This is a genomic window from Bacillus arachidis (assembly GCF_030285945.1).
GTDB lineage: Bacteria > Bacillota > Bacilli > Bacillales > Bacillaceae_G > Bacillus_A > Bacillus_A arachidis.
On the sequence record NZ_CP127376.1, the window covers coordinates 684,773 to 709,303 of the forward strand.

Annotated in this window: 23 protein-coding genes; 19 read left to right on the top strand and 4 right to left on the bottom strand. The window is 36.0% G+C overall.

Going from position 1 to position 24,531, the window contains the following annotated elements:
• Position 1 precedes the first annotated feature (1 nt).
• The 10 genes from QRY57_RS05105 to QRY57_RS05145 all read left to right on the top strand — a co-directional run bounded on the left by QRY57_RS05105 (position 2) and on the right by QRY57_RS05145 (position 9,963).
• Positions 2 to 1,621 carry an MDR family MFS transporter gene (locus QRY57_RS05105; RefSeq protein WP_026592929.1) on the top strand — a complete coding sequence of 540 codons (1,620 nt, stop codon included), beginning with the start codon at positions 2 to 4 and terminating at the stop codon, positions 1,619 to 1,621.
• Between the two features lie 141 nt (positions 1,622 to 1,762).
• Positions 1,763 to 2,734 carry a LacI family DNA-binding transcriptional regulator gene (locus QRY57_RS05110; protein ID WP_286016811.1) on the top strand — a complete coding sequence of 324 codons (972 nt, stop codon included), beginning with the start codon at positions 1,763 to 1,765 and terminating at the stop codon, positions 2,732 to 2,734.
• 13 nt (positions 2,735 to 2,747) lie between these two features.
• The gene (gene rbsK / locus QRY57_RS05115) at positions 2,748 to 3,644 is read left to right on the top strand and encodes a ribokinase (protein ID WP_286016812.1); all 897 of its coding nucleotides are present in this window, start codon (positions 2,748 to 2,750) and stop codon (positions 3,642 to 3,644) included.
• On the top strand, positions 3,641 to 4,036 hold the full coding sequence (gene rbsD, locus QRY57_RS05120) for a D-ribose pyranase (RefSeq protein WP_026592932.1): 396 nt from the start codon (positions 3,641 to 3,643) through the stop codon (positions 4,034 to 4,036). The genes rbsK and rbsD overlap by 4 nt, the downstream gene beginning before the upstream one ends.
• 18 nt (positions 4,037 to 4,054) lie before the next feature.
• A complete protein-coding gene (locus QRY57_RS05125; RefSeq protein ID WP_286016813.1) occupies positions 4,055 to 5,539 on the top strand; it encodes a sugar ABC transporter ATP-binding protein in 1,485 nt (494 codons plus the stop codon).
• A 3-nt stretch (positions 5,540 to 5,542) separates the two neighbouring features.
• The gene (locus tag QRY57_RS05130) at positions 5,543 to 6,478 is read left to right on the top strand and encodes an ABC transporter permease subunit (protein WP_026592934.1); all 936 of its coding nucleotides are present in this window, start codon (positions 5,543 to 5,545) and stop codon (positions 6,476 to 6,478) included.
• 14 nt (positions 6,479 to 6,492) lie between these two features.
• A complete protein-coding gene (gene rbsB / locus QRY57_RS05135; protein ID WP_090694181.1) occupies positions 6,493 to 7,416 on the top strand; it encodes a ribose ABC transporter substrate-binding protein RbsB in 924 nt (307 codons plus the stop codon).
• 35 nt (positions 7,417 to 7,451) lie between these two features.
• A complete protein-coding gene (gene fsa, locus QRY57_RS05140; protein WP_026592936.1) occupies positions 7,452 to 8,099 on the top strand; it encodes a fructose-6-phosphate aldolase in 648 nt (215 codons plus the stop codon).
• A gap of 296 nt (positions 8,100 to 8,395) precedes the next feature.
• Positions 8,396 to 8,602: a hypothetical protein gene (locus QRY57_RS27280; RefSeq protein WP_490715735.1), complete on the top strand. Its 207-nt coding sequence runs from the start codon at positions 8,396 to 8,398 to the stop codon at positions 8,600 to 8,602.
• Positions 8,603 to 9,123: 521 nt separating this feature from the next.
• Positions 9,124 to 9,963: an N-acetylmuramoyl-L-alanine amidase gene (locus QRY57_RS05145; RefSeq protein ID WP_286016814.1), complete on the top strand. Its 840-nt coding sequence runs from the start codon at positions 9,124 to 9,126 to the stop codon at positions 9,961 to 9,963.
• Positions 9,964 to 9,997: 34 nt separating this feature from the next.
• Here the strand turns inward: QRY57_RS05145 and QRY57_RS05150 are convergent, their stop codons facing one another.
• Complete coding sequence (locus QRY57_RS05150) at positions 9,998 to 11,152, bottom strand: MFS transporter (RefSeq protein WP_208018431.1); 1,155 nt, start codon at positions 11,150 to 11,152, stop codon at positions 9,998 to 10,000.
• A 227-nt stretch (positions 11,153 to 11,379) separates the two neighbouring features.
• Between QRY57_RS05150 and bdhA the strand changes: the two genes are divergently transcribed.
• The 5 genes from bdhA to QRY57_RS05175 all read left to right on the top strand — a co-directional run bounded on the left by bdhA (position 11,380) and on the right by QRY57_RS05175 (position 16,619).
• The gene (gene bdhA / locus QRY57_RS05155; protein ID WP_286016815.1) at positions 11,380 to 12,432 is read left to right on the top strand and encodes a (R,R)-butanediol dehydrogenase; all 1,053 of its coding nucleotides are present in this window, start codon (positions 11,380 to 11,382) and stop codon (positions 12,430 to 12,432) included.
• Positions 12,433 to 12,545: 113 nt separating this feature from the next.
• Positions 12,546 to 12,890 (top strand): potassium channel family protein, encoded by a 345-nt coding sequence (locus QRY57_RS05160; RefSeq protein WP_286016816.1) that lies wholly within the window; start codon positions 12,546 to 12,548, stop codon positions 12,888 to 12,890.
• A 216-nt stretch (positions 12,891 to 13,106) separates the two neighbouring features.
• Complete coding sequence (cerA, locus tag QRY57_RS05165; RefSeq protein WP_286016817.1) at positions 13,107 to 13,958, top strand: phospholipase CerA; 852 nt, start codon at positions 13,107 to 13,109, stop codon at positions 13,956 to 13,958.
• A gap of 187 nt (positions 13,959 to 14,145) precedes the next feature.
• Positions 14,146 to 15,318 (top strand): amino acid deaminase/aldolase, encoded by a 1,173-nt coding sequence (locus QRY57_RS05170; RefSeq protein ID WP_286016818.1) that lies wholly within the window; start codon positions 14,146 to 14,148, stop codon positions 15,316 to 15,318.
• Complete coding sequence (locus QRY57_RS05175; RefSeq protein ID WP_286016819.1) at positions 15,306 to 16,619, top strand: D-arabinono-1,4-lactone oxidase; 1,314 nt, start codon at positions 15,306 to 15,308, stop codon at positions 16,617 to 16,619. Before QRY57_RS05170 ends, QRY57_RS05175 begins: the two co-directional genes overlap by 13 nt.
• A gap of 4 nt (positions 16,620 to 16,623) precedes the next feature.
• On the opposite strand, the gene QRY57_RS05180 is transcribed toward QRY57_RS05175, so the two are convergent.
• Both QRY57_RS05180 and QRY57_RS05185 read right to left on the bottom strand, forming a co-directional pair.
• Positions 16,624 to 17,775, bottom strand: coding sequence for a VanZ family protein (locus tag QRY57_RS05180; RefSeq protein WP_286016820.1), 1,152 nt, complete (start codon positions 17,773 to 17,775; stop codon positions 16,624 to 16,626).
• 324 nt (positions 17,776 to 18,099) lie between these two features.
• A complete protein-coding gene (locus tag QRY57_RS05185; RefSeq protein ID WP_286016821.1) occupies positions 18,100 to 18,402 on the bottom strand; it encodes an antibiotic biosynthesis monooxygenase family protein in 303 nt (100 codons plus the stop codon).
• 690 nt (positions 18,403 to 19,092) lie between these two features.
• Here QRY57_RS05185 and QRY57_RS05190 point away from each other — a divergent pair.
• The 3 genes from QRY57_RS05190 to QRY57_RS05200 all read left to right on the top strand — a co-directional run bounded on the left by QRY57_RS05190 (position 19,093) and on the right by QRY57_RS05200 (position 21,179).
• Positions 19,093 to 20,376 (top strand): 3D domain-containing protein, encoded by a 1,284-nt coding sequence (locus QRY57_RS05190; RefSeq protein WP_286016822.1) that lies wholly within the window; start codon positions 19,093 to 19,095, stop codon positions 20,374 to 20,376.
• Between the two features lie 109 nt (positions 20,377 to 20,485).
• Positions 20,486 to 20,713, top strand: a complete 228-nt coding sequence (locus QRY57_RS05195) for a helix-turn-helix transcriptional regulator (protein WP_208018439.1) — start codon at positions 20,486 to 20,488, stop codon at positions 20,711 to 20,713.
• Entirely contained in the window at positions 20,706 to 21,179 is a 474-nt protein-coding gene (locus tag QRY57_RS05200) for a DUF2178 domain-containing protein (protein ID WP_026592947.1), read from the top strand. The genes QRY57_RS05195 and QRY57_RS05200 overlap by 8 nt, the downstream gene beginning before the upstream one ends.
• Before the next feature lie 269 nt (positions 21,180 to 21,448).
• Here QRY57_RS05200 and QRY57_RS05205 read toward each other — a convergent pair whose 3' ends face one another.
• Complete coding sequence (locus tag QRY57_RS05205; RefSeq protein ID WP_098019289.1) at positions 21,449 to 22,678, bottom strand: IS110 family RNA-guided transposase; 1,230 nt, start codon at positions 22,676 to 22,678, stop codon at positions 21,449 to 21,451.
• A gap of 363 nt (positions 22,679 to 23,041) precedes the next feature.
• On the opposite strand from QRY57_RS05205, the gene QRY57_RS05210 reads away from it, so the two are divergent.
• Entirely contained in the window at positions 23,042 to 24,478 is a 1,437-nt protein-coding gene (locus QRY57_RS05210) for a choice-of-anchor I domain-containing protein (protein WP_286016823.1), read from the top strand.
• The last annotated feature ends 53 nt before the right edge of the window (positions 24,479 to 24,531 follow it).

The following is a 24,531-nucleotide window of genomic DNA, read 5'->3' on the forward strand; positions in this document are numbered from 1 at the left end:
CATGGAGCAACAAGCAAATCAAAATAGAAAGCTGTTGTTAATTGGTTTAGTTATTGCAATGTTATTCGCTGCATTAGATGGAACAATTGTCGGCACAGCGATGCCGCGTATTGTTGGAGAATTAGGCGGATTAAGCTTAATGACATGGTTAACAACAGCATATATGCTAACATCAACAACAGTTGTACCAATTGCAGGTAAGTTAGCTGACTTATTAGGACGTCGTAACGTATATATAACAGGGCTTATCATCTTTATGGTTGGTTCAGCACTTTGTGGTATGGCAAATGGTATGACAGAATTAATTATCTTCCGCGGTATTCAAGGTCTTGGTGGCGGTATTATGATGCCAATGGCAATGATTATTATCGGGGATATGTTTACAGGAAAAGAACGTGCAAAATGGCAAGGGATTTTTGGTGCATTATATGGCCTTGCTTCTGTAATCGGACCGCAAGTTGGTGGCTGGATTGTTGATGCTGTTAACTGGAGATGGGTATTCTATATTAACTTACCAGTTGGTATTTTAGCGACAATCTTTATCGCAATGGGATTAAAATCACATAAACAAACGGGACCAATTAAAATCGATATTGCTGGTATTTTCACAATGATTCTTGGTGTTGTAAGTTTATTACTTGCATTAACATTCGGTGGGAAAGACTATGCGTGGGGTTCTTGGCAAATCATTGGATTATTTACACTGGCTGTCATTGGTATTGTAAGTTTCATTATTGTGGAAACAAAGGCAGAAGAGCCAATTTTGCCGATCCATTTCTTTAAAAACCGTACATTTACACTATTAAATGCAATTGGTTTCTTTATGAGTATTGGAATGTTTGGTGCAATTATGTTCGTTCCATTCTTTATGCAAGGAATTGTTGGCGTAAGTGCTGCTGAATCTGGAACGATAATGACACCAATGATGGTTACGATGATTGTGATGAGTATTATTGGTGGTCAGCTTGTATTAAAGGTAGGCGTAAAACCACAAATTATTACAGGTATGCTCATTATGGCTGGCGGTTTTTGGTTATTAACAACAATGGATATGCATACAACTAAACTTATTGCAACATCATATATGATGATTATTGGTTTAGGAATGGGGCTTGTAATGCCGACATTAACATTAGCATTACAAGAAAGTTTCCCGAAAAAGGATCTTGGAGTTGTAACATCTTCAAGTCAGTTCTTCCGTCAAATCGGTGGGACGTTCGGGATTACGATTTTAGGCTCCATCATGAATAATACGTCAGGTACAACATTGACAAATAAATTAGTTCCTGTACTAGATACATTCCCAGCAGAAGCAGGACAAATGGTGACAAAGTTTAAAGATATGATTCATACAGATCCACAAGGTTTATATTCTATGCTATTTAGCCCAGAAGCATTAAAACAAATGCCAGAAGCATTCTCAAATAGCATTGTGCCAATTTTGAAAACATCTTTAGTGGATTCACTTCATAGTGTATTCCTAACAGGATTAGTATTTATCATAGTTGGTGCCGTATTTACAATCTTCTTACAAAAAATTAAGCTTTCTGATCGTAAAAAAGGTGCAGAAGAACCTGCTACTGAAGTAGAAGAAAAAGATACAAAAGTATCTTACTCATAATAAGAAAAAAGCATCGCCTTATGGTGATGCTTTTTTAGTGTATAACATATAATCTTTTTTAGTTATAAATGATTGACGTATTTTTATAAATGAGTTATATTATTTTCTGTAAACGGTTACATGGAATGGAGAGGGAAGAAAATGAGTACAATTAAAGACGTTGCAAAATTAGCGGGAGTATCTGTTGCGACTGTTTCCAGAGTGTTAAATAAAAATGGATATGTTCATGAAGATACATTAAAAAAGGTAGAGCGAGCAATTGAAATGCTGGATTATAAACCGAGCACAGTAGCACGTTCTCTATATAATAAAAAGTCTCGTTTAATTGGTTTAGTCGTTCCGAACATTGTGAATCCATTTTTTCCAGAAGTTGCACGTGCCGTAGAGGATGTAGCGCATAAACAAGGATACACAGTTGTACTTTGTAACTCTGACGAAAGTTTAGAAAAAGAGAAACAATATATTGATGTGCTTAGACAAAATAATGTAGATGGATTTATTGTAGCTACGAATCCACAAAATAGTGTGAATTACATGAACCTTTCCGTGCCAGTTGTTGCAATTGATCGCATGTTTAATGAGAGAATACCTACAGTGTATGCTGATAACTATGCGGGAAGTCAGGCGGCAACAAAGTTATTGTTAGAAAAAGGCTGTAAACATATTGCTCATATTCGTGGTCCGCGTGATGTGAGTACGGCAAATGAGCGTTTTGAGGGTTTTGTAGATGTTATTACACAACATGGACTTTCTTATATGATTACAGAGAGTACGTTTGATCCAGCAGATAGCGAACGCGTGACAATGGAATTGTTAGCAGTGCACCCGCACATTGATGGTATTGTAGCCGGAAATGATTTGATTGCAATTGGTGCAGTAAAAGCGGCGTTACAACAGGGGATTTCTATTCCAAATGATTTACAAATCATTGGATTTGATGGTATTTCATTTACAGAAATGATGTATCCATCTATTACGACAGTTGCGCAACCTATTTATGAAATGGGACGAATTGCAACGGAATTATTGCTAGAACAGATGGAAGGAAATAAATTAGAAACAGGACATTATCGTTTACCGATTGAAATTATAGAACGAAATACAACGAAGTAAGGAGATGAGATATATGCCAAACATTGCAGTAGTCGGTAGTATTTCAATGGATTTAGTCGCTGTTTCAAAAAAGCGACCAAAAGCAGGAGAAACAGTAATTGGCGAAGCATTTCATACGGTGCCAGGAGGAAAAGGAGCTAACCAAGCTGTTGCTGCAGCTAGATTAGGTGCGAATGTGGCGATGATTGGAGCTGTAGGAGAAGATGCTTACGGTAAAGTAGTTAGAAAAAACTTAGAAAATGAATGTGTTTTTATCGACTATGTGGTACCGGTTACAGATGAAACGACAGGAATTGCGCATATTGTGTTAGCAGAGGAAGATAACAGCATTGTCGTTGTGCAAGGAGCAAATCGTCTTGTAAATCAACAAATTGTAGACCGAGCAAAAGATCTTCTTGTAAAAGCTGATATGGTTGTCCTTCAGCTGGAAATTCCGTTAGAAACAGTGGAATATGTTCTTGATATTTGCGCAGAACATAAAGTTCCAGTTATGTTAAATCCGGCTCCAGCACAAGTATTACCAGCAAATATTTTGGAGAAGGCAACGTACATTACACCGAATGAGCATGAGTGCCGCATTGTATTAGATGATTTTACGTCACCAATTGAAGAATTACTTGCGAAATACCCAAATAAGTTACTGATGACAGAAGGTGGAAAAGGAGTTCGCTTCCATAATGGTACAGGAATTGTTCATGTTCCAAGTATTTCTGTAGAAGTAGTGGATACAACAGGAGCGGGTGACACATTTAATGGTGCGTTAGCGGTCGCGCTTTCTGAAGGAGAAACACTTGAAAAAGCAATTCGCTTTGCAAATATTGCGGGCGGTCTTTCTGTAACAAAGCTTGGTGCACAAGGTGGTATGCCAACAAGGGAGAGACTTAGAGAAGTGCAGGTGATTGTTAGATGAAGAAGCATGGTGTATTAAATAGTGAAATTGCCGCGGTACTGGCATCACTTGGGCACACGGATACAGTTGTGATTGCGGATTGTGGCTTACCGATTCCTGATGGTGTGAAACGAATTGATTTAGCGGTAGAGCTTGGAAAACCATCTTTTCTAGATGTGTTACAAGTTTTGATAGATGATATGGCAATCGAAAAAGTAACATTAGCAGAAGAAATCACCATGAATAACGCAGAAATAAATAAAGAAGTTGAGGCGCGTTTAAAAGAAGCCGCTTTTGAATATGTATCGCATGAACAGTTTAAAGAACGTACAAAACGGGCAAAGGCCATTATTCGTACCGGAGAAGCAACGCCATATGCGAACATTATTTTACACGCAGGCGTGATTTTTTAATAAAGGGATGTGATGAGAATGCGTATTGGAATGACAAATATTTCAAAAGCGTTCAATGGTAATCCTGTTTTGAAAAATGCACAGTTTAGCATTGAAACAGGAGAAGTCCATGCACTGATGGGGGAAAATGGAGCGGGTAAATCAACGCTTATGAAGATTTTAACAGGTGTGTACACCAAAGATACTGGCCAAGTCATAATTGATGGAAAAGAACGCATATTTAAAAATGCAAAAGAAGCAGAAGAGTATGGGATTGCTTTTATTCATCAAGAACTGAATATATTACCGAATTTAACAGTTGCTGAAAATATGTTTCTTGGAAAAGAGCTTATGTATGGGAAAACAGGCATACTGCGTACACGTCAAATGAATGACATCGCAGAGAGCCAATTAGCAAGTTTAGGACTTCACGTAAAAGGGGCTATGCTTGCCGGGGAATTATCAGTTGGGCAACAGCAAATTATTGAAATTGGTAAAGCTTTAATGACAAATGCGAGCGTTATTATTATGGACGAGCCGACAGCAGCATTAACGGACCGCGAAATTGAAACGCTCTTTACGGTTATTAATAAATTACGTAAAGAAGGTGTATCGTTCGTTTATATTTCGCATCGCATGGAAGAAATTTTTTCAATCTGTGACGCCATTACAATTTTACGTGATGGAGAATATGTTGGAACACGGTTAATTCCTGAAACATCATTTGATGAAGTCGTAAGTATGATGGTTGGCCGTAGCATTGGAGAACGTTATCCAGAGCGCGATGCTAAGATTGGCGAAGTCATCTTTGAAATGCGCAACGGAACGAAAAAAGGAAAGTTCGAAAATATTTCGTTTCAAGTGAGAAGAGGGGAAATTCTCGGTGTTGCTGGATTAATGGGAGCAGGGCGTACAGATATTATGAAAGCAATATTTGGACATGAACCGTTAGACTCAGGCCAAATATTTATGAACGGTCGAGAGGTAAAAATTGATAGCCCAATTGATGCAATACGGCAGCGAATTGCCTTTATTACAGAGGATAGAAAATCAGAAGGGCTTGTATTAGATTTTTCAATTCGTGAAAATTTAGCATTGCCAAATTTAGAGAGCCTTTCAAAAGGTAGTGTGATGGATAATGGGGCAGAAGCACAGTTTACAGAGGACATGATGAAGCTCCTTAATGTAAAAGCGGCAAATGGAGAACAAGCTGTCAAATCGCTTTCTGGTGGGAATCAACAAAAAGTTGTGATTGCAAAATGGATAGGAATCCATCCACAGCTGTTAATTTTAGATGAACCAACTCGAGGGGTTGATGTTGGAGCAAAAAAAGAAATTTATTCTATTATGAACAAGCTTACAAATCAAGGAGATGCCGTTATTATGGTTTCATCTGAACTTCCAGAAGTATTAGGGATGAGCGATCGAGTCCTTGTTATTCATGAGGGAAAAGTAGGCGGTATTTTAGAGAAAGATAAAGCAACACAAGAGTCCATTATGGCATTAGCTACAGGGGGAGAGTAAGGTATGGCTAAAAAGGGAAATATATTGCAGCAGCTAGGTTCTTTAATTGGATTGGTACTGATTATTGTAGTTATTACAGCATTAAATCCAGCTTTTATTGAGATTCCCAATTTATTTAATATTTTGCGACAAGTATCGATTAATGCACTCATTGCATTTGGAATGACCTTCGTTATTTTAACTGGGGGTATTGACTTATCGGTAGGTTCTATTTTAGCATTATCAAGTGCACTTGTTGCTGGAATGATGGCAAGTGGCATGGATCCGTTCCTTGCAATGGCGATTGGATTGTTAGCAGGTCTTGTAATGGGGATTGTAAACGGTATCATTATTACAAAAGGAAAAGTGGCACCATTTATTGCGACATTAGCAACAATGACCATTTTCCGAGGGCTCACGCTTGTTTACATGGACGGACGTCCGATCACTGGCCTTGGTGATCACTTAATGTTTCAAATGTTTGGTCGTGGTTATTTCCTTGGTATTCCTGTACCAGCTGTAACGATGATGATTGCTTTCGCAGTTCTGTACTTTATTTTAAAGAAAACAACATTTGGTCGCCGTACTTTTGCAATTGGTGGGAATGAAGAGGCAGCGGCACTATCAGGTATTAATGTAACGAGAATAAAAATAATGATTTACGGTCTTTCTGGTATTTTGGCAGCGCTTGCAGGTATTGTGTTAACATCGCGCTTAGATTCTGCACAGCCAACTGCTGGTTCTTCTTACGAATTAGATGCAATTGCTGCAGTTGTTTTAGGAGGAACAAGTCTTTCGGGCGGAAGAGGATGGATTGTTGGTACATTCATCGGTGTACTTATTATCGGTGTATTAAACAACGGCTTAAATTTATTAGGGGTATCTTCTTTCTTCCAACAAGTTGTCAAAGGGCTTGTTATCTTACTTGCTGTATTAATTGATCGTCGAAAAGAAGCGTAATGGAGGGACAATTCATGAAAAAATGGTTGCTTATGCTCGTTGCATTTATCATGGTAATTACTGCCGGATGTTCAATGGAACCACCGGAATGGGCAAAGGATTCTGGCGAAAAAGGGAGAAATAAAACTATTAAAGTTGGATTTTCTGTTTCCACTTTAAATAATCCATTTTTCGTCACATTGAAAAAAGGTGCAGAAAAAAAAGCGAAAGAAAGTGGTATCGAATTGATTGCTGTTGATGCACAAAATGATGCAGCGAAGCAAACAAATGATGTCGAAGATTTAATTCAAAAAGGCGTTGATGTAGTTGTTATTAACCCAACAGATTCAGATGCGGTTGCTTCAGCAGTGAGTGCAGCAAATGCGGCGAATATTCCTGTTATTACAGTAGACCGTGTTGCAAACTCAGGGAAAGTTGTTTCTCATATTGCTTCAGATAATATCGAAGGTGGCAAAATGGCAGGCGAATACATTCATGAACTTATTGGTGAAGGGGCAAGCGTTGCTGAGCTAGAAGGAATTCCTGGATCATCTGCTGCACGTGAGCGTGGGAAAGGATTCCATAAAGTAGCTGATAAGGGGTTAAAAGTTACTGCTAAGCAAGCTGCTGATTTTGACCGTGCCAAAGGATTATCCGTTATGGAGAATATTTTACAAGCCAATAGCGATATTAAAGCAGTATTTGCTCATAATGATGAAATGGCATTAGGCGCACTTGAAGCATTAAAATCTGCTGGAAAAACAGATGTGGCTGTTGTTGGATTTGATGCAACGGACGATGCTGTAAAAGCGGTTAATGAGGGACGTATGGCAGCAACTGTTGCACAAAAACCAGAATTAATCGGAGAGAAAGCGATGGAAACAGCAAAACAAGTGACCCAAGGTAAAAAAGTGGAAAAATTCATTCCGATTGAATTAGAGCTTATTAAGAAAAAATAAAATATAAACTTACATTTAGGAAGGAAGAATAACAAATGAAATTTTTTATTGATACAGCAAATATTAACGAGATCAAAGAAGCAAATGAACTAGGTGTATTAGCAGGCGTAACAACAAACCCATCACTTGTAGCAAAAGAAGGCGTGGATTTCCATGAACGCATTCGTGAAATTTGCAATGTTGTAGAAGGACCCGTAAGTGCGGAGGTTATTAGCCTAGAAGCAGATAAAATGATTGAAGAAGGAAAAGAATTAGCAAAAATCGCTCCAAACGTTGTTGTAAAAGTTCCAATGACAAAAGAAGGATTAAAAGCAGTAAAAGCATTCTCAGATTTAGGAATTCGTACAAACGTTACATTAGTGTTCTCTGCAGTACAAGCATTACTTGCAGCACGTGCTGGTGCAACATATGTATCTCCATTCTTAGGTCGCTTAGATGATATTGGTCATAATGGTATGGACTTAATTCGCCAAATTGCTGAGATTTTTGCAATTCACGGTATTGAAACAGAAATTATTGCAGCATCTGTACGTCATAGTGTTCACGTAACTGACGCAGCATTAAATGGCGCACACATCGCAACAATTCCAGCGAATGTAATCGGAGCATTAGTGAAACATCCGTTAACAGATCAAGGAATTGAGAAATTCTTAGCTGATTGGGAAAAAACACAAGAGAAATAAACATATAATAAAAAATCACAACTCATTTGTTTGAGTTGTGATTTTTTTGTTATTTAGATGGTTAAAAATTCCTATAAATATGTTGCAACGATACTGAAAATAACAACAGATACCTGTAATAACATTTCTTTTTAAGTCATGAAGTGTCTATCAAATGTTGTAGGGAATAGGAATATTTCCGAGGAAATTGTCGAGATATAGTTGGTGTTTATGCATTTTAAAAAATGAGTGAAGAGTTATAGCTTTTACACAAGATTATTGGCATTTCTAATTATAAGATAGGGTTTCTTTCTTTTATTAAAAAGAAAGAAACAAAAGTAACGCCATTTTTAATTGCGATAGATATTTTTATTATTCCATTCTTTATCTTTATCTGGGCACGAATAAAAGAGTTAGTAGTCGATTATTTTTCTATTATAGGGCATGTACTCACTGCGCTTATATTTTTTCCTGTTTTGTTAAAAAGTACAATGCATTATGGATTATTAAGAGAGGGAAATTGACGGTGAAATCTTGAGATGTATGTTGAAATAAGGTGCTAAATAAAAATATCCATGTTGATGGGGGAAAATTGTATCAAGATGATTGGTATAGAAGAAAGAGGAGTTTCAACAAATTACAATGCGTAGTATTCGAATACGATTATTACTGAAAAGTAAAAAAGAACAATAGGAATTTTTAAATATAGTAAATAAAAATCGGAAGTAATAAACTTATGAAACATGATAAAAATATATTTTTAAAATATAGAGACAAATAGAGTTTACCCCTTTTTTTAACGTGAATAAATACATATATTTCAAGATTTTACTAATTTTGAATCTAAAATAATAATTATTTATAAAAAACAAAATTATATATTGATTTTGTTTTTTATTTTGAGTAAAATTCAAAAGGATTAATAAGAATAGTGATAGTTTAATAGTTTAATTGAAATCCTTTTTTAGGAAGAGGATGTAGAGTCTAGTAGACTTAGAATGTAGGGAATATTTGTAAATCCATACGCAAAGGGAGAGTAAAGTAAGTGACAGCATTGAAAAAATTATCAGCTTTTGTGAAAGGTAGTATTGTTTTATTATGTGTAGCATGTATGTATTTTGCTATACCAACTACACATGCAAGTGCGGAGACAGTTAAGATTTATCTTGATCCAGGTCATGGCGGAACGGATACAGGAGCGATTGGGAATGGTTTAAGAGAAAAAGACTTAACATTAGATATTGCAACACGTATTCGTAACATTTTAAATGCAGAGTATACAGGTTATGAACTTAAAATGAGTCGTACGAGTGATGTATACCCTACGTTAACGCAGCGAACAACTGATGCAAATAATTGGGGAGCAGACTTTTTCTTATCTGTACATATTAATAGTGGTGGTGGCACTGGCTATGAAGATTATAGTTATCCAAATGCAGGAGCACCAACTACGACTTACCAAAATGTAATTCATCAAGAAATTATGAAAACAACTGACCTTTATGATAGAGGAGTTAAAACGAGTAATTTCCATGTGTTAAGAGAAACGAATATGCCAGCAGTATTAACTGAAAATGGGTTTATTGATCGAGCAGAAGATGCACAAAAATTAGGTAATGCAACATTTAGAGAACAACTTGCAAGAGGGCATGTAAATGGCTTAGTAAAGGCATTTGGATTACAGAAGAAAACATTCTTAATTCGTGTGAAAGCTGAAGAATTATATTATTATAATCAACCTGATTGGAATGCAAAGGCTGGTACTGTGAAAAAAGGTGATGTGTTCACTGTTGTGGAAACGTTAACTGTAAATGGTTCAAAAATGTATAAGCTAAAATCAGGAAACTATATAACTGCTAATCCTTCATATGTTGAGGTTTTATAGTAAATATTTGATTGAAAAAAGAGACAATGATGAATTAATTCATCATTGTCTCTTTTATTTTTCCTCTGACATAAATCATTCCTGCAAATGTGAGTAAGAATGCTGTTCCAATTACAAAGCTTACACTTGGTGATGCCCCGATTGCTCCAACTGTAAAGGATCCAGCGACAACGCCTAATGAGAAGAAAGCATAAAATAATCCGAATGCCTTCCCGCGTTTATCTTCAGTTGTATTTTCAACAAGTAAAGCATTAATAGATGGGAAGAGGATGGCGAATCCAATTCCGTAAATCATCATAACAACAAAGAGCATGCCTTTTGTTGTAAATATACCAAGTAATGATAAGGCAAGTGCCATGACTGCAATACCGATTAGCATCATCTTTGAACGGTCAAATCGATCATAAATACGATTTGTTGGTAGCAAGAAGAAGAGGATGGCAGTAATCCCAAAGACACTTAACATCATACCTGTTGTAGACGCTTTGAGTGCTAATGCCTCTACTTTTACAGGTAACATATATGTGACGATACCTTGTGAGAACATTAATGTAAAAGCGCCAATATAGGCTTGTAATAATGGTTCGGATCTTAGTAATCCTATCATATCTTCTTTGTTCATCATTTGCGTTCGTGATGTATCTTTTCTAGTCACATTGTTTGGTAATAAGAAAAGGGCCACGATTGTACCGAGTACCATTAAGAGCGAAATCGTAATAAAGACCCATTCAACGCCTACTTTTGCTTTCATAATTCCACTGAAGGCTGGACCAACGATAGCTGCTGTTCCGACAGCGGCACCAGATAGTGCCATTGCTTTTCCTTGTTTTGTTGATTTTGTTTGTTTAGATAAGAAAGTAAAGGCTGCAGGAATTAAGAAGCCGTCACTAAATCCATGTAAAAAGCGAACGATGAGTAATTGCTCGCCGCTCTGAACAACGGTATATAATAATACTATGAAACTTGTAATTCCCATACTCATATAGAGAACTTTCTTTGCACCAAATTTATCAACAGATGCACCTGCGATAATATTGCCAATCATATTGGCAAACGAGTACATACCTACAACAAGGCCGATAATAAGGGGGGTTCCCCCGAGGCTTTGCGCGTAAGTACTCATAATTGGTAATTGTGAAAATGTATCTAAAAACGCTACGATAACAATAAAATAAATGAAATATTTCAAGTGATGTTCACCTCTCCTCTGCTATTATGGCATAATGCGAATTTCACCTGCAATGAAATTGAATTAACAGATGTGGAAAAAAGTACAAAGTGACAAAAAAGTGAACTTTTTTTGTTAAAATTTGGTGAATTTCAGATTGGTTTTTTGAAATATATGGATAAGAGTACTATAATAGATTAGTAAACTTCACCAGATTAAGTATATGTACATAGAGAGGGATGCATAAAATGAAAGCATTACTTTGGTATGATCAACGTGATGTAAGAGTAGAAGAAGTTCCAGAACCAGCTGTTCGGCCAGGAGCAGTAAAAATCAAAATTAAATGGTGTGGTATTTGTGGAACAGATTTACACGAGTATTTGGCGGGACCTATTTTTATTCCAACAGAAGAACATCCATTAACACATGTGAAAGCACCTGTTATTTTAGGTCATGAGTTTAGTGGGGAAGTAGTTGAAATTGGTGAAGGCGTTACAACTCATAAAGTTGGGGACCGCGTTGTTGTAGAACCTATTTATTCTTGTGGCAAATGTGAAGCTTGTAAACATGGTCATTACAACGTTTGTGAACAACTTGTTTTCCATGGTCTTGGTGGAGATGGCGGTGGCTTCTCTGAATATACTGTAGTGCCAGCAGATATGGTTCACCATATCCCGGATGAAATGACTTATGAACAAGGTGCACTTGTAGAACCAGCAGCAGTTGCAGTTCATGCAGTGCGTCAAAGTAAATTAAAAGAAGGTGAAGCTGTAGCTGTATTTGGCTGTGGACCGATTGGACTTCTTGTTATCCAAGCTGTTAAAGCGGCAGGTGCAACGCCTGTTATCGCAGTTGAACTTTCTAAAGAACGTCAAGAGTTAGCAAAAATAGCGGGTGCTGATTATGTATTAAATCCAGCAGAACAAGAGGTACTAGCAGAAATCCGTAACTTAACAAACGGTTTAGGCGTAAATGTTAGCTTCGAAGTAACAGGTGTTGAAGTTGTACTTCGTCAAGCGATTGAAAGTACAAGCTTTGAAGGACAAACTGTAATTGTCAGTGTATGGGAAAAAGATGCGACAATTACCCCAAACAACTTAGTATTAAAAGAAAAAGAAATTATAGGTATTCTTGGATACCGTCATATCTTCCCATCTGTTATTAAATTAATTAGCTCTGGTCAAATTCAAGCAGAGAAATTAATTACGAAAAAAATCACAGTGGATCAAGTTGTAGAAGAAGGATTTGAAGCGCTCGTAAAAGATAAAAATCAAGTGAAAATACTTGTTTCACCTAAATAATATAGAAGAAAGTAGTCTTTTTCTAGAAATAGAAGAAGGTTACTTTTTTTTATGTATAGAAAGGTGATAGACTTTCCTTTGAAGAATTAGCTCGATTAAGAAGGGAGAGTCATATGCTTTCATTTTTATTAACTTTAAAACGAATGTTAAAAGCTTGCTTAAGAGCGTGGAAAGATAAAGAATTTCAAGTGTTATTTGTATTGACGATTATAACGTTAATATCATGTACTATTTTTTACAGTACGGTAGAGGGATTACGTATAATTGATGCACTATATTTTAGCGTTGTCACATTAACGACAGTTGGCAATAGTGATTTTAGCCTGCAAACAGACTTTGGAAAAATCTTTACAATATTTTATATTTTTATTGGAATTGGTTTAGTGTTTGGATTTATTCATAAATTAGCGGTGAATGTTCAGTTGCCGAGTATATTATCAGGGCGAAAGAGGGAATAGAAGCAAACAGGATATATATCTGGTTGCTTTATTTTTTTACAATATTTTAGCTGTTTCTTTGCAGAGGATTAATATTCGTCTACTATAATGCAAATGAATCATATCATCCATAAAATTATAGTGATATGAACATTTGTATAATTTATTTTCTCAATAAAAATTAGTAGAAAGGTGGGGTATTCTAATCGTAGATTAACTATAAATGGAGGTTTTCGTATGAAAAAGAAAGTATTAGCCCTAGCAGCAGCTATTACATTAGTAGCGCCATTGCAAAGTGTAGCATTTGCCCATGAAAATGAGGGCGGAAATAAGGTAAGAGTAATTCAATATTGGTCTGCGGAAGATAAACATGCAGAAGGTGTAAACTCCCATTTGTGGATTGTCAATCGTGCAATTGATATTATGTCCCGTAATACAACAATTGTAAAACAAGATCAAGTCGCATTATTAAATGAATGGCGTACAGAGCTAGAGAATGGTATTTATGCTGCTGATTATGAAAACCCTTACTATGATAATAGTACATTTGCTTCTCATTTCTATGATCCTGATACAGGAAAGACGTATATTCCTTTCGCTAAGCAGGCAAAAGAAACGGGGGCTAAATACTTTAAACTTGCTGGTGAATCTTATCAAAAGCAAGATATTAAACAAGCATTCTTCTATTTAGGATTATCGCTGCATTACTTAGGAGATGTAAATCAGCCAATGCATGCAGCAAACTTTACTAATCTTTCTTATCCACAAGGTTTCCATTCTAAATTTGAAAACTTTGTTGATACAGTAAAGGATAATTATAAAGTGACTGATGGAAATGGCTATTGGAATTGGAAAGGACTAAACCCTGAAGACTGGATTCATGGAGCGGCTGTAGCTGCTAAGCAAGATTATGCTGGTATTGTAAATGGCACTACAAAAGATTGGTTCGTAAGAGCGGCAGTTTCACAAGAATATGCAGATAAATGGCGTGCAGAAGTTACACCAACAGCAGGAAAACGTTTAGTAGAGGCGCAGCGTGTCACAGCGGGATATATTCAGCTTTGGTTTGATACATATGTAAATCGATAGAATGCTTGGTTACTTCTTAGTAATAAACATATACATATCATGACTCATGATCCAGTACAGGCAATCACTTCTATTGAAATAGTTAAAAAGTTTCTTCGTCAAGAAGAAACTTTTTTTGTTTAGACACAGGAAAATGATAGTTTCTTTCCAATATGTATAAGACATATATATAAGGGGAGAGAACGATGTGGAGCGTAACATATTTCAAAAGGTTCCATTACCATGTGCATTTCTTGATGAAGAAGCGTTAGAAAGAAATATTGAGTTCATTGTTCAATTGTGCCAAGGAAAGAAAGTTCGTATTGCTAGTAAATCATTACGATCTGTTCCAGTGATGAAGAAAATTTTAGCCTCTAATCGTTGTTTTCAAGGCATTATGTGTTTTTCACCAAGAGAAGTAATATTTTTAATAAAACAAGGATTTAACGATTTGTTGCTTGGATACCCTATACATGATGAACAAGCACTTCAAGAAATTAGTTTGCTTACAAAACAAGGATTGATAATCACTTGTATGGTAGATTGCGTAGAACATATTGCTTATTTAGAGACAATTGCAGAAGAAACAGGTGGACGTTTTCGAATCTGTATTGATATCGATATGAGTAGTCATTTTTTTCAGCTTCATTTTGGTGTTAGACGTTCTCCTATACGTACTGCCGCTGAGGCTTTGGACGTTATTGAAAAAGCAATTCAATCTCCTGTTTTACAAATAGACGGTGTAATGGGCTATGAAGCACAGATTGCAGGAGTTGGAGACGATGTACCAAAGCAAGGTTTTAAAAATAAAATAGTTTCTTATTTAAAGAAAAAATCTGTATTTGAAGTGATGGAACGCAGACAGAGCATTGTACGAACAGTGCAAGAACAAGGGATTGCACTTCGTTTTGTAAATGGAGGTGGTACAGGAAGTATACAAACGACAATGCAAGATGAATCTGTTACAGAGATTACAATAGGTTCGGCTTTTTACTCTCCTAAACTCTTTGATTACTATAAAGATATTAAATTTGAACCAGCTGCTGGATTTGCATTGCCAATTGTTAGACAACCAGCCTCTCATATATATACTTGCCTAGGTGGTGGATATATTGCTTCAGGATCAGTTGGAAAAGACAAACAGCCGGAGATTTTGGAGCCAAGTGGAGCGAAGTTGTTAGCTTTAGAAGGAGCTGGAGAAGTACAAACGCCCGTTTATTATGATGGTTCAGAACACCTAACGGTTGGGGATGTCGTGTTATTTAGGCATAGTAAAGCCGGAGAACTATGTGAGCGTTTCTCATCGTTACATCGTATTGCAGGTAACAAAGTGATAGGGGAATATTCAACATACCGGGGGGATGGTCAATGCTTTCTGTAAAAGGGCAAAAATGGAGAAATTGGACAGGGAATGTAGAAGGAAATCCACAATATACGATGTACCCAAAAAGCATACAAGATGTAATAGAAGTAGTAAAGTTTGCAAAAGAACAGGGAAAGAGAATTCGTGTTGTTGGATCAGGTCATTCTTTTACACCTCTTGTTCAAACAGAGGAAATTCTAATTTCTTTAGATGAGTTACAAGGGATTTTGGATGTGGATTCACAATTATTCATAGTAGAAGTATGGGCCGGAACAAAGTTATATAACTTAGGAAAACTGTTGGAAGAAAAGGGATATGCGCAGGAGAATTTAGGAGATATTGATTCACAATCTATTGCAGGAGCATTTAGTACAGGTACACATGGAACAGGTATTCAATTTGGTAGTTTGGCAACACAAGTAGTAGAAATTACAGCTGTGCTGGCATCTGGAGAAATTATTGTTTGTTCTGAGAAAGAAAACCCTGAATTTTGGAAGGCATTTCAGTTATCTCTTGGTATGCTTGGAATTATTGTAAAAGTTAAATTAAAAGTCATTCCAGCTTATTCACTTATCTATGAAAGCAAAAAGGAATCGTTATCTACTGTAATGAGCAAATTAGAGGAATATAAGCAGTATCGTCATTTTGAATTTTTTGTGTTTCCGTATTCAGATGATGTTCAAGTGAAAATTACAAATGAAACGACAGTTAAAGGGATAGATTTAAAGTGGCATAAGTTCAAGACGGAACTACTTGAAAATATAGTTTTTTCATTATTGTCTAAAGGATGCAAGTTACTTCCTTCTATAAGTAAGGGAGTTAGTAGGCTATCAGCAAAGGCAGTGCCGAATGCAAAAACAATTGGTTCAAGTTATCAAATATTTTCTACATCTCGTAATGTTCGTTTTTATGAAATGGAGTATAGTGTCCCAGCGCAGTATATGAAAGATGTAGTAGGGGAAATTTACAGTCTTATTGAAAAGAAGAAATTCCAAGTTCATTTTCCAATTGAATGTCGCTATGTAAGGGGAGATGATATATGGATAAGTACTGCCTATGGAAGAGATTCAGCGTATATCGCTGTGCATATGTATAAAGGAATGAAGTATGCTGCGTACTTCACAGCGATAGAACGTATTTTTCAAAAGTATGAAGGACGTCCACATTGGGGGAAAATGCATACAATGCGATATGAACAGTTGCAATGTGTTTATCCAAAGTTAAACTCTTTCTTGGAAGTTAGAGAAAAGGTAGATCCAATGGGAGTGTTTTTAAATCCATATGTAGCAAAAATGTTTTCTATTTATGAAAAAAGCTGACAAATTATTTGTCAGCTTTTTTGAGTGTAATTACATTTCGTGTATGACTCATTCGTTCGTAAAATAGTAATTTATCACGACTAAATACGTGCAGTAGAACATGAATAACAAAGATACCGTTAATTGCAAACATGAATAATAATGTAACAAGTAGAATTAAAGGATTCGTATGATTTAAAATAGAACTGCTAGAGAGAATATAGTTAATTCCTCCGAGAACAAAGTAAAACAGTCCATACCGAATGAATAATTCTTTTAATGTAATTCGTTCATTTCTTCCTTTTATATGAATACGAAGTAACGCCTTACCAATTGTTTTTCCGTTCATAAAATACGGAATGATGATGAAGTAGACGAGGACTGCGCACGTAATAAAAATAAGATCATATAGATTGGTATAAGATTGTATTTTAGAAATGAAAATAGAATTCCCCTTATTTTTTATACCTGGCACAACAAGGGATAAGAAAATCCAATCAATTTGGAGTGCGATTAGGCGGCGGATAAATCCAACTGGTTTCGTAGCTAAATCGACATGTGCATCTAATTCATTTGATTTAGGAAGGAAGTACGTGAATATTGGCGCGATGAAATAACCAATTGCTCCCCCAAGTGTATTTAAAAATAAATCATCGATATCAAATAAACGATATGCACAATTGTATATACCGTATAATCCAGTCACTTGTGTCACTTCAAAAAATAGTGAGAGACAAAGTGAAAAGAAGATTGTTTGTAAAAAACTACGGCGGAAATAGTAACGTAAATATATGCCGAATGGAATCGTTAACACGGCATTAAATGCGACTTGTAAAAAGGCAGATTCTTTTAATAAGTAAAAATAGGTAGCAGGTTTTGCTAATATCGCTGCTGTATGATTGCTAATTTCTTGAATGAAATAAAACGGTACAAGCTGAACGTGCTGTGTGTTAGCTGGCTGAAGGCTACATGTATCATATGTTTGCGGTAGAGGTAAGACAACAAGAAAATAGGCGTTTAACAAATAAAGAAGCAAAGAGTATAAAATAAATGAACGCCATTTATTTAGATAGCCATATTTTCTGTAATTAAATATTAGAAATGGAATCAATAGAACCATTGCTAAAAAAGGAAATAGAATAAATGCTGTTTTAATTGGAAATAAATAAGCAGTCAAAATGTGGCTCCTTTCGAAAAAATTAAGATTTTATTATAGCTTCAATAAAATGTAAAAGCAAACTTTGTTTTTAGAGGCGGAAAGGGAATCTGAATTAAAAAGCAACACACCCCTTATTTTTTAGGGGTGAGAGAGCATCCGTCCCTGCATAGAAACGGTCAGGACATTTTTCAGCCCCATATTAAGCTTAAAACTAAAACAAAAATAGAAAATGAGTACGGGTCACTTTGGTTTAGACGTAGCCATGACTTATAGGTTGAAAATTTAAACTGGATGTATATAGATGAAAGAAGAGCCTTACTGCAAATTTGCAGAAGGCTCTTCTTAGTGGGGATATTTAATATGCGTAGCGTTGGATTTTGCCGAAAGGATACAGCTTTGGAATTGTTGTTTCCATGTTAAAGTGGTGATTTCCTTTCTTTGAGAAATCCACTCGTGATAATCTTGTTGCGTTTTCCATAATATACGAACCATATACTCATTTCCATGTTCAGTACGCTTCGTACGAGAAAATTCTAGATTAATAAACCCGTATGTACCAGGGTTTGGATAGTATTGTTGTAGAGAACGAATCACTTTTTCTTCATAGCCAAATTTAATATGAATAAGCTTTGTAACAATAAACATGATTGCACCCCTTTTGTATTAGTAATAAGAAATTAGAGTGAGTATCCTGTTTCAGTCATAACATGTGCAATCCCTCCTGTTATTCTTACGAGGTTAGGGTGTGTTTGTAATATCGATTCATCCCGTTCGTAATTCATTTTTAAAGCATGGTATATATATAATATTATACTATTCTGAAAATTTAAAGTAAATAAAAGGAAGACGACAAATTTTTTATAGGAAAATAATCGTGAGTGTACCCACGATGACACAATAGAAAGAGAAGGATTTTTAAGCTGAATCTTCTATGATGCCCATAATACTTAGTGATAAATCATCTAAGCTAACAGGAATATTTTTAAATTGATGAGGAATCGAAATAAACAAAAATTCACTCTGAAATATAAGAAAAGATAAGCGTGAAGCGAATTTGTAGCAGATTGTCATATGTTGTCAGAAGACTCATTTATGTATCGCTGCAATTTATGCAAGATTTGACAATGTTTTCAATGTCATGTAATCTGTTATTTCTAATATACGAATCTAGGCCTTTGTAAGATTTGTATGAAAATAAGTTGTTAAAAGTTAAGAGTTTATTACATGTTACAGTTTGTTTTTATTATTTGTCATGAAAAATAAAGTGTATTTAATGAGTTTGTAAAGAAACTGTAAAATAAATCATGTATAACTGTATGAGAAGGGAGTCGGATTATGAACTATTTTAAGCGAATCAGTAGTCTAGTATTAGCAGGAATTATTGGTCTTTCTAGTACAGTTGCTGTCAAAGCTGAGTCAAACGACGAGAAACTAAACAACATGGAGCAGCAATTGCAGCAGAATAACAATGATATTCAGCAAAAAGAACAAGAGAAGCAAGCTGTTAATAAAGAAATACAAGGTATCGAAAGTGAACTACATAATTTAAATAAAACAATTACAAAAAACAAAGAGGAACAGGCTGCTATTCAACGTAAAATTGATGAAACACATAAGCAAATTGAACAGAAAAAGCAAGAAATTATCGTTTTAGAAGATAAGGTACTTGCTCGTAAAGATATTATGAAAAAACGTATGGTTTCTGTTCAAAATAGCTCAAATACAAGTTTAGTAGTAGAAGTTGTAGTAGAATCAAAGAATTTTGCTGATTTCTTACAACGTATGACGGCAGTATCTACAATCCTAGAGGCAGATAAAGAGATTTTACGTCTTCAAGAACAAGATCTTCGTCAAATTGAAGAAGATAAAAAAGCAATTGACGAAAAAGAAGCATCTTTAGAAGTAGATAAACAAAAATTAGCAAAAGCACAAGCAACTTTACAAGAAAACTTGAAAAAACGTCAAGAAAACTTACAAGCTGTACAGACAAAATATAATCAACTTGCAGGACAAATTAATTTAGCTGAACAAGAAAAAGCGAAAATTGAAGCAAATATGAAAGAAGTCCAAGAAACAATTGCTCGTGAGCAAGAAGCAGCAAGATTAGCAGAAGAAGCTCGTGCAAAAGCAGAAGCGGATGCAAAAGCTGCAAGGGAAGAAGAAGAAAGAGCAAGAGCGGAAGTAGAAAAAGAGGCTGTTTCAAAGCCAGAATCAAAGCCAGAATCAAACCCAACTGAACCTGCCGTGAATAAATCACAGCCGGCACCAGCTCCAAAACCAGAGACAAAACCTGATCAGAAGCCAGGACAAGGCGGGCGTGAAATTTATGTAGAAGCGACTGCTTATACAGCGGATCCATCGGAAAATGGTTACAAATCAGGTCAACATGTGTATTCAGCAATGGGACATGATTTAACTGCAAACCCAGGAATGAAGTTAATTGCTGTAGATCCAAGAGTTATCCCGCTAGGTTCTCGTGTATATGTTGAAGGGTATGGAACCGCAATTGCAGGCGATACTGGTGGTGCAATTAAAGGTCATAGAATCGATGTATTAATGCCAGATAAAGGTTCATCTAGTGCTTGGGGTAGAAGAACAGTTCGTGTTGTAATTTTATAATTGAAAATCAAATCCAACTTTACAATATGTAAAGTTGGATTTTTTTGTAAATTTTAATGTTAAGTTAGGTTTACATTTTGTAAAGTTTAGCATACAATGATGGTGAGAGGTGGTAAAATTGACCATTTGTAATAGAGTAAAGGAGCTAAGAGCCCGTTTTAACTTCACGCAAAGCGTACTAGCTGAAAAGGTTGGTGTAACAAGGCAAACGATTGCTGCAATTGAAAAGGGGGATTACGTTCCATCGTTGTTATTAGCGCTAACGATTTGTGATGTATTTGATTTAAAGATGGAGGATGTGTTTGTTTTAAATAAGGAGGGAGAAAAAGGTGAATAGAATCATGTTGTCGTATGTGGTGAATGTGTTATTTATTGGATTGGCTAGTTGGGCATTTATTGAACTCTATTATTTTGAGGTGGAATTTGCAAATATTATTCAAACAGAGAAAGTACCATTTGAAATATCAATGAGCCTTACACCGTTTTTATTGTTATTGATTGTAGCGATTGTATCAACTATTTTTTATAAAGTTCAAAAAAAGAAATATAAGAAATTATCTTTTTGGATGTTTCCTCTTTTATTTCCACAAGATGATGAGCGCGAAGAAGTCATTACAGCAAAAGCATGTCGTACGACTTTTATAGCGCTTTGGTTTGTTATACCGATTGGAGCTGCATTGCTTGTTATATATCCGATTGTAACCCCGTATATTCCTGCATACCCATTATATGTTGTATTTTTCATCTTCTTTATACAAATGACCGTATTCCATATATCACTTTATCGAAATAAGATTGCTTAAAGACGTGCCACGTGCACGTCTTTTTTTTAGTAATAAAGCATCCTATTTTTTACAAAAAATTAACGCATGTCGAAGTGAAGATTTACAAATGCTTTTTATGATAGGAATTAGATTTATTGAATAAAGACCTGTGGTGTGATGTCAAGTAATGATTCTAGTAATTTAAACACTTAATTTGTTATTTCAGCTTAAAAAAGGCAATACGAAACTAGACCATTAATAATTTGTAAATTAATGGAATATAGAAGAAGGAAGAATGTCAGTAGACATCATCTATCAACGCTCCTTCCGGGCGTGTAAATTTGGTTGTTGCGTAGTAGCGCATCCACCAAACGAACAAATTTTCTTGCGGTTAATGCGAGGGCTCGTTTGTGCTTATGCTTAGGTACTTCGGCAGATTTTTTCGCATAATAGTCACGATATTCAGGGACATGACGCCTTACAGAGTTGGCGGCTTCAACTAAGTAATAACGTAGATACTGATTCCCTGATCGTGTTAATGACGTGTTTTCTGCAGTAAAGCGACCAGACTGATATTTCTTCCAGAATAGACCTGCGTATTTGGCGATTCGTGTTTCATCGGTAAAGCGTTCAATTTGACCAATTTCAGCCACAATACCGGCTGCGAATACAGGACCTATACCTGGAATGCTTTCAAGCGTTTGAGGTAGCGATGACATCAAACTTTCTATACCTTTCTCAATCTCTTTAATTTGAGCTTGATACGTGCGCATAATCTGGATGGAGGTGCTTAGTAGAAGGTCAATAGAATCTTCTACCACTTTACTTAAACGATAGGATCCTCTGACAGCTTTTTGAATGGATTTTGCTATTTCTTCTGGATTACCAAAACGATTTTTTCCTTTTTCCTGAAGAAAAAGAGCGAGATCTTGTAAGGGCATTTGAGCGAGTTCTTCTAAGCTGAATCGTTCTAAGAATAATTCCATCATGGCATTTCCGAAGACAGAGGACCCAACGTCTTGTGTAAATTGACTACACTTTAATCCTAAGTGTTGAAGAAAATGTTGTTTTTCTTTTGTTAAGGCATGTACGAGTTGATAACGAGAACGAGTTAACTGTTGTAAGGCAATGTATTGCTCTTCCTTCACAATCGACATCGTATGACGTCCAAAACGAACATAGTCTGCAATGACAAATGCATCAATGGCATCTGTTTTATCCATCTCTGGATAACTTTTCTTAAAGTTTGCAATTTGTTTTGGATTAATCATAAACACTTGAGAACCGTAGGTTCTTAGCTCCTTATCATTGTGAAGAAACATAGCTGGATGGTAGCTATAAATCGACGTAGATTCTAAGCCAATCTTAATCACTTCACAGGTTAATTTGGAAGCTGTGTTCAGAATTTTTTCTTTTAATATTATGGCTCCAGGTAAGTCATTTGTAATGGTGAACGATTCTAATCGATCACCTTCACCATTTAAAAAACAAACTTTTGCATCTTGAGAGCTCACATCTAAACCAACAAATAGTTTCATGAGAGAGTTCCTCCTTTCTTTTAGAATCATTGGAAAATCTCTTTCTTGGACGTCTGGGGATATCCCTAGTGTGAACGCTGACCAACATCCTCGTGTATAAGAACTTACCCTTGCTTCAAAAGCCGCCCTAGCGCTACTAACAGCTAGGTTTGAATTAAGGAGAACAGCCTGTGAGTAGGAAGAATAAAGCGAACACTGGGAAACAGTCTTTTAATGTAGTTAAAGCCTACAGGGAGAGGGAGAATTGTCCCAAATGATCCTTACTTTCATTATCTAGGAATATCCTCAGACGTCCAAGAGAACATTGTGTTAAATCGTCGCTTGAAAGAGTAACTAAAAAATAATATACGAGGGAGTGGGAAAATGAAAAAGAAGGTATTGGTATATGGCGTAATAATTGCAAGTGTATTATGGACAGGAAGTAATGTACATGCAGAAACATTAGAAAAGGATACAGAGTGGATTGTGAATACAATAGAGACGTTACCAAAGGGGAGTATATCTAATCCTGCATACCGCGGGAAAGTGGAACAGATGGTGACGGACTTTATTGGTAAAAAACATAAGGATACAAAGATTAATCGGATTGCCTCGTTTCAAATGCCTAGTAAGAAGGCTGAAATTACAGCATCAACGCCTGATGGGAATACACTAGTTGTTACAGAAGCTGATTTAGGTCAAATTCAAATACTATCAATTGCAGATTTAGAAAATATAAAAGTATTAGGAAATGTGAGTTTTAAAGACATTCATTCAGAAGCGGAAGTAACGAGTGTAACTGTGACACCAGACGGAAAGTACGCATTGGCCGCTTTTCGAACTGGAGATAACTTATATGATGCAAATAAAGGACAAGTGGCGGTAGTGGATTTAGCAGCGCAGAGAGTGGTAAAAACGTATGAAGTAGGTGTAGGGCCAGATTCAGTAGCGTTAGCAGCAGATGGAAGAACACTTATTATTTGTAATGAAGATGAAGAAAACGATCCAAATGATGATAATGAAGTAAATATGAAAAAAACGAAACGACCAGGAAGTATTTCTATGATTACATTCCCTGATGGTGATGTTATGCGCGGGGAACACGTCGAGCTGCCAATCCATATGAGTAACATTGGTAATGGAGCGATCTATAAGCATGATCCACAGCCAGAGTATGTTGCGATTAATCCAAAAGGAGATAAAGCAGCTGTCACATTACAAGAAAATAATGCGGTGGCAATTGTTAATATTGCAGAAAAACGAATTGAAAATATATTTGGCCTTGGCACGACAACACATAAAGCAGATTTAAAAAAGGATGGCACCATATCTTTTCAAGATGAGATAACTGCACGCCTAGAACCAGATGGTGTGACATGGGATCCATCAGGAGAATTTCTTATTACTGCTAATGAAGGGGACCTTGGTAAAAATGAATTTAAGGATGGTGTGAAATCAGGAGGAAGAAATATTTCTGTATGGAATCAGACTGGATCTCTTGTATACGATAGTATGAATCTTATTGATGAAAAAGTAGCGGCTGCTGGCCTATATCTTGATAATAGAAGTGAAAATCGGGGAAGTGAAGTCGAAAATGTGACAATTGGTAAGATAAAAGGAAATCCGATTTTAGCAGTGGCGGCTGAAAGAGCGAATGCTGTATTGTTCTTCGATATGACAATTCCAATGTTCCCGGTATACATTGGAATTGCGCCATCAGCAGGAGCGGCACCAGAAGGAATTCATAAAATAAATGGTCGAGATTTATTTGTGAGTGCAGATGAAGTAGATGGAGTGTTAAGTTTTTATCATATAAAGTGATGCGAGAAGACTGACTTACCGCGACCAAATAACGGGATAAGTTAATAAAGTGG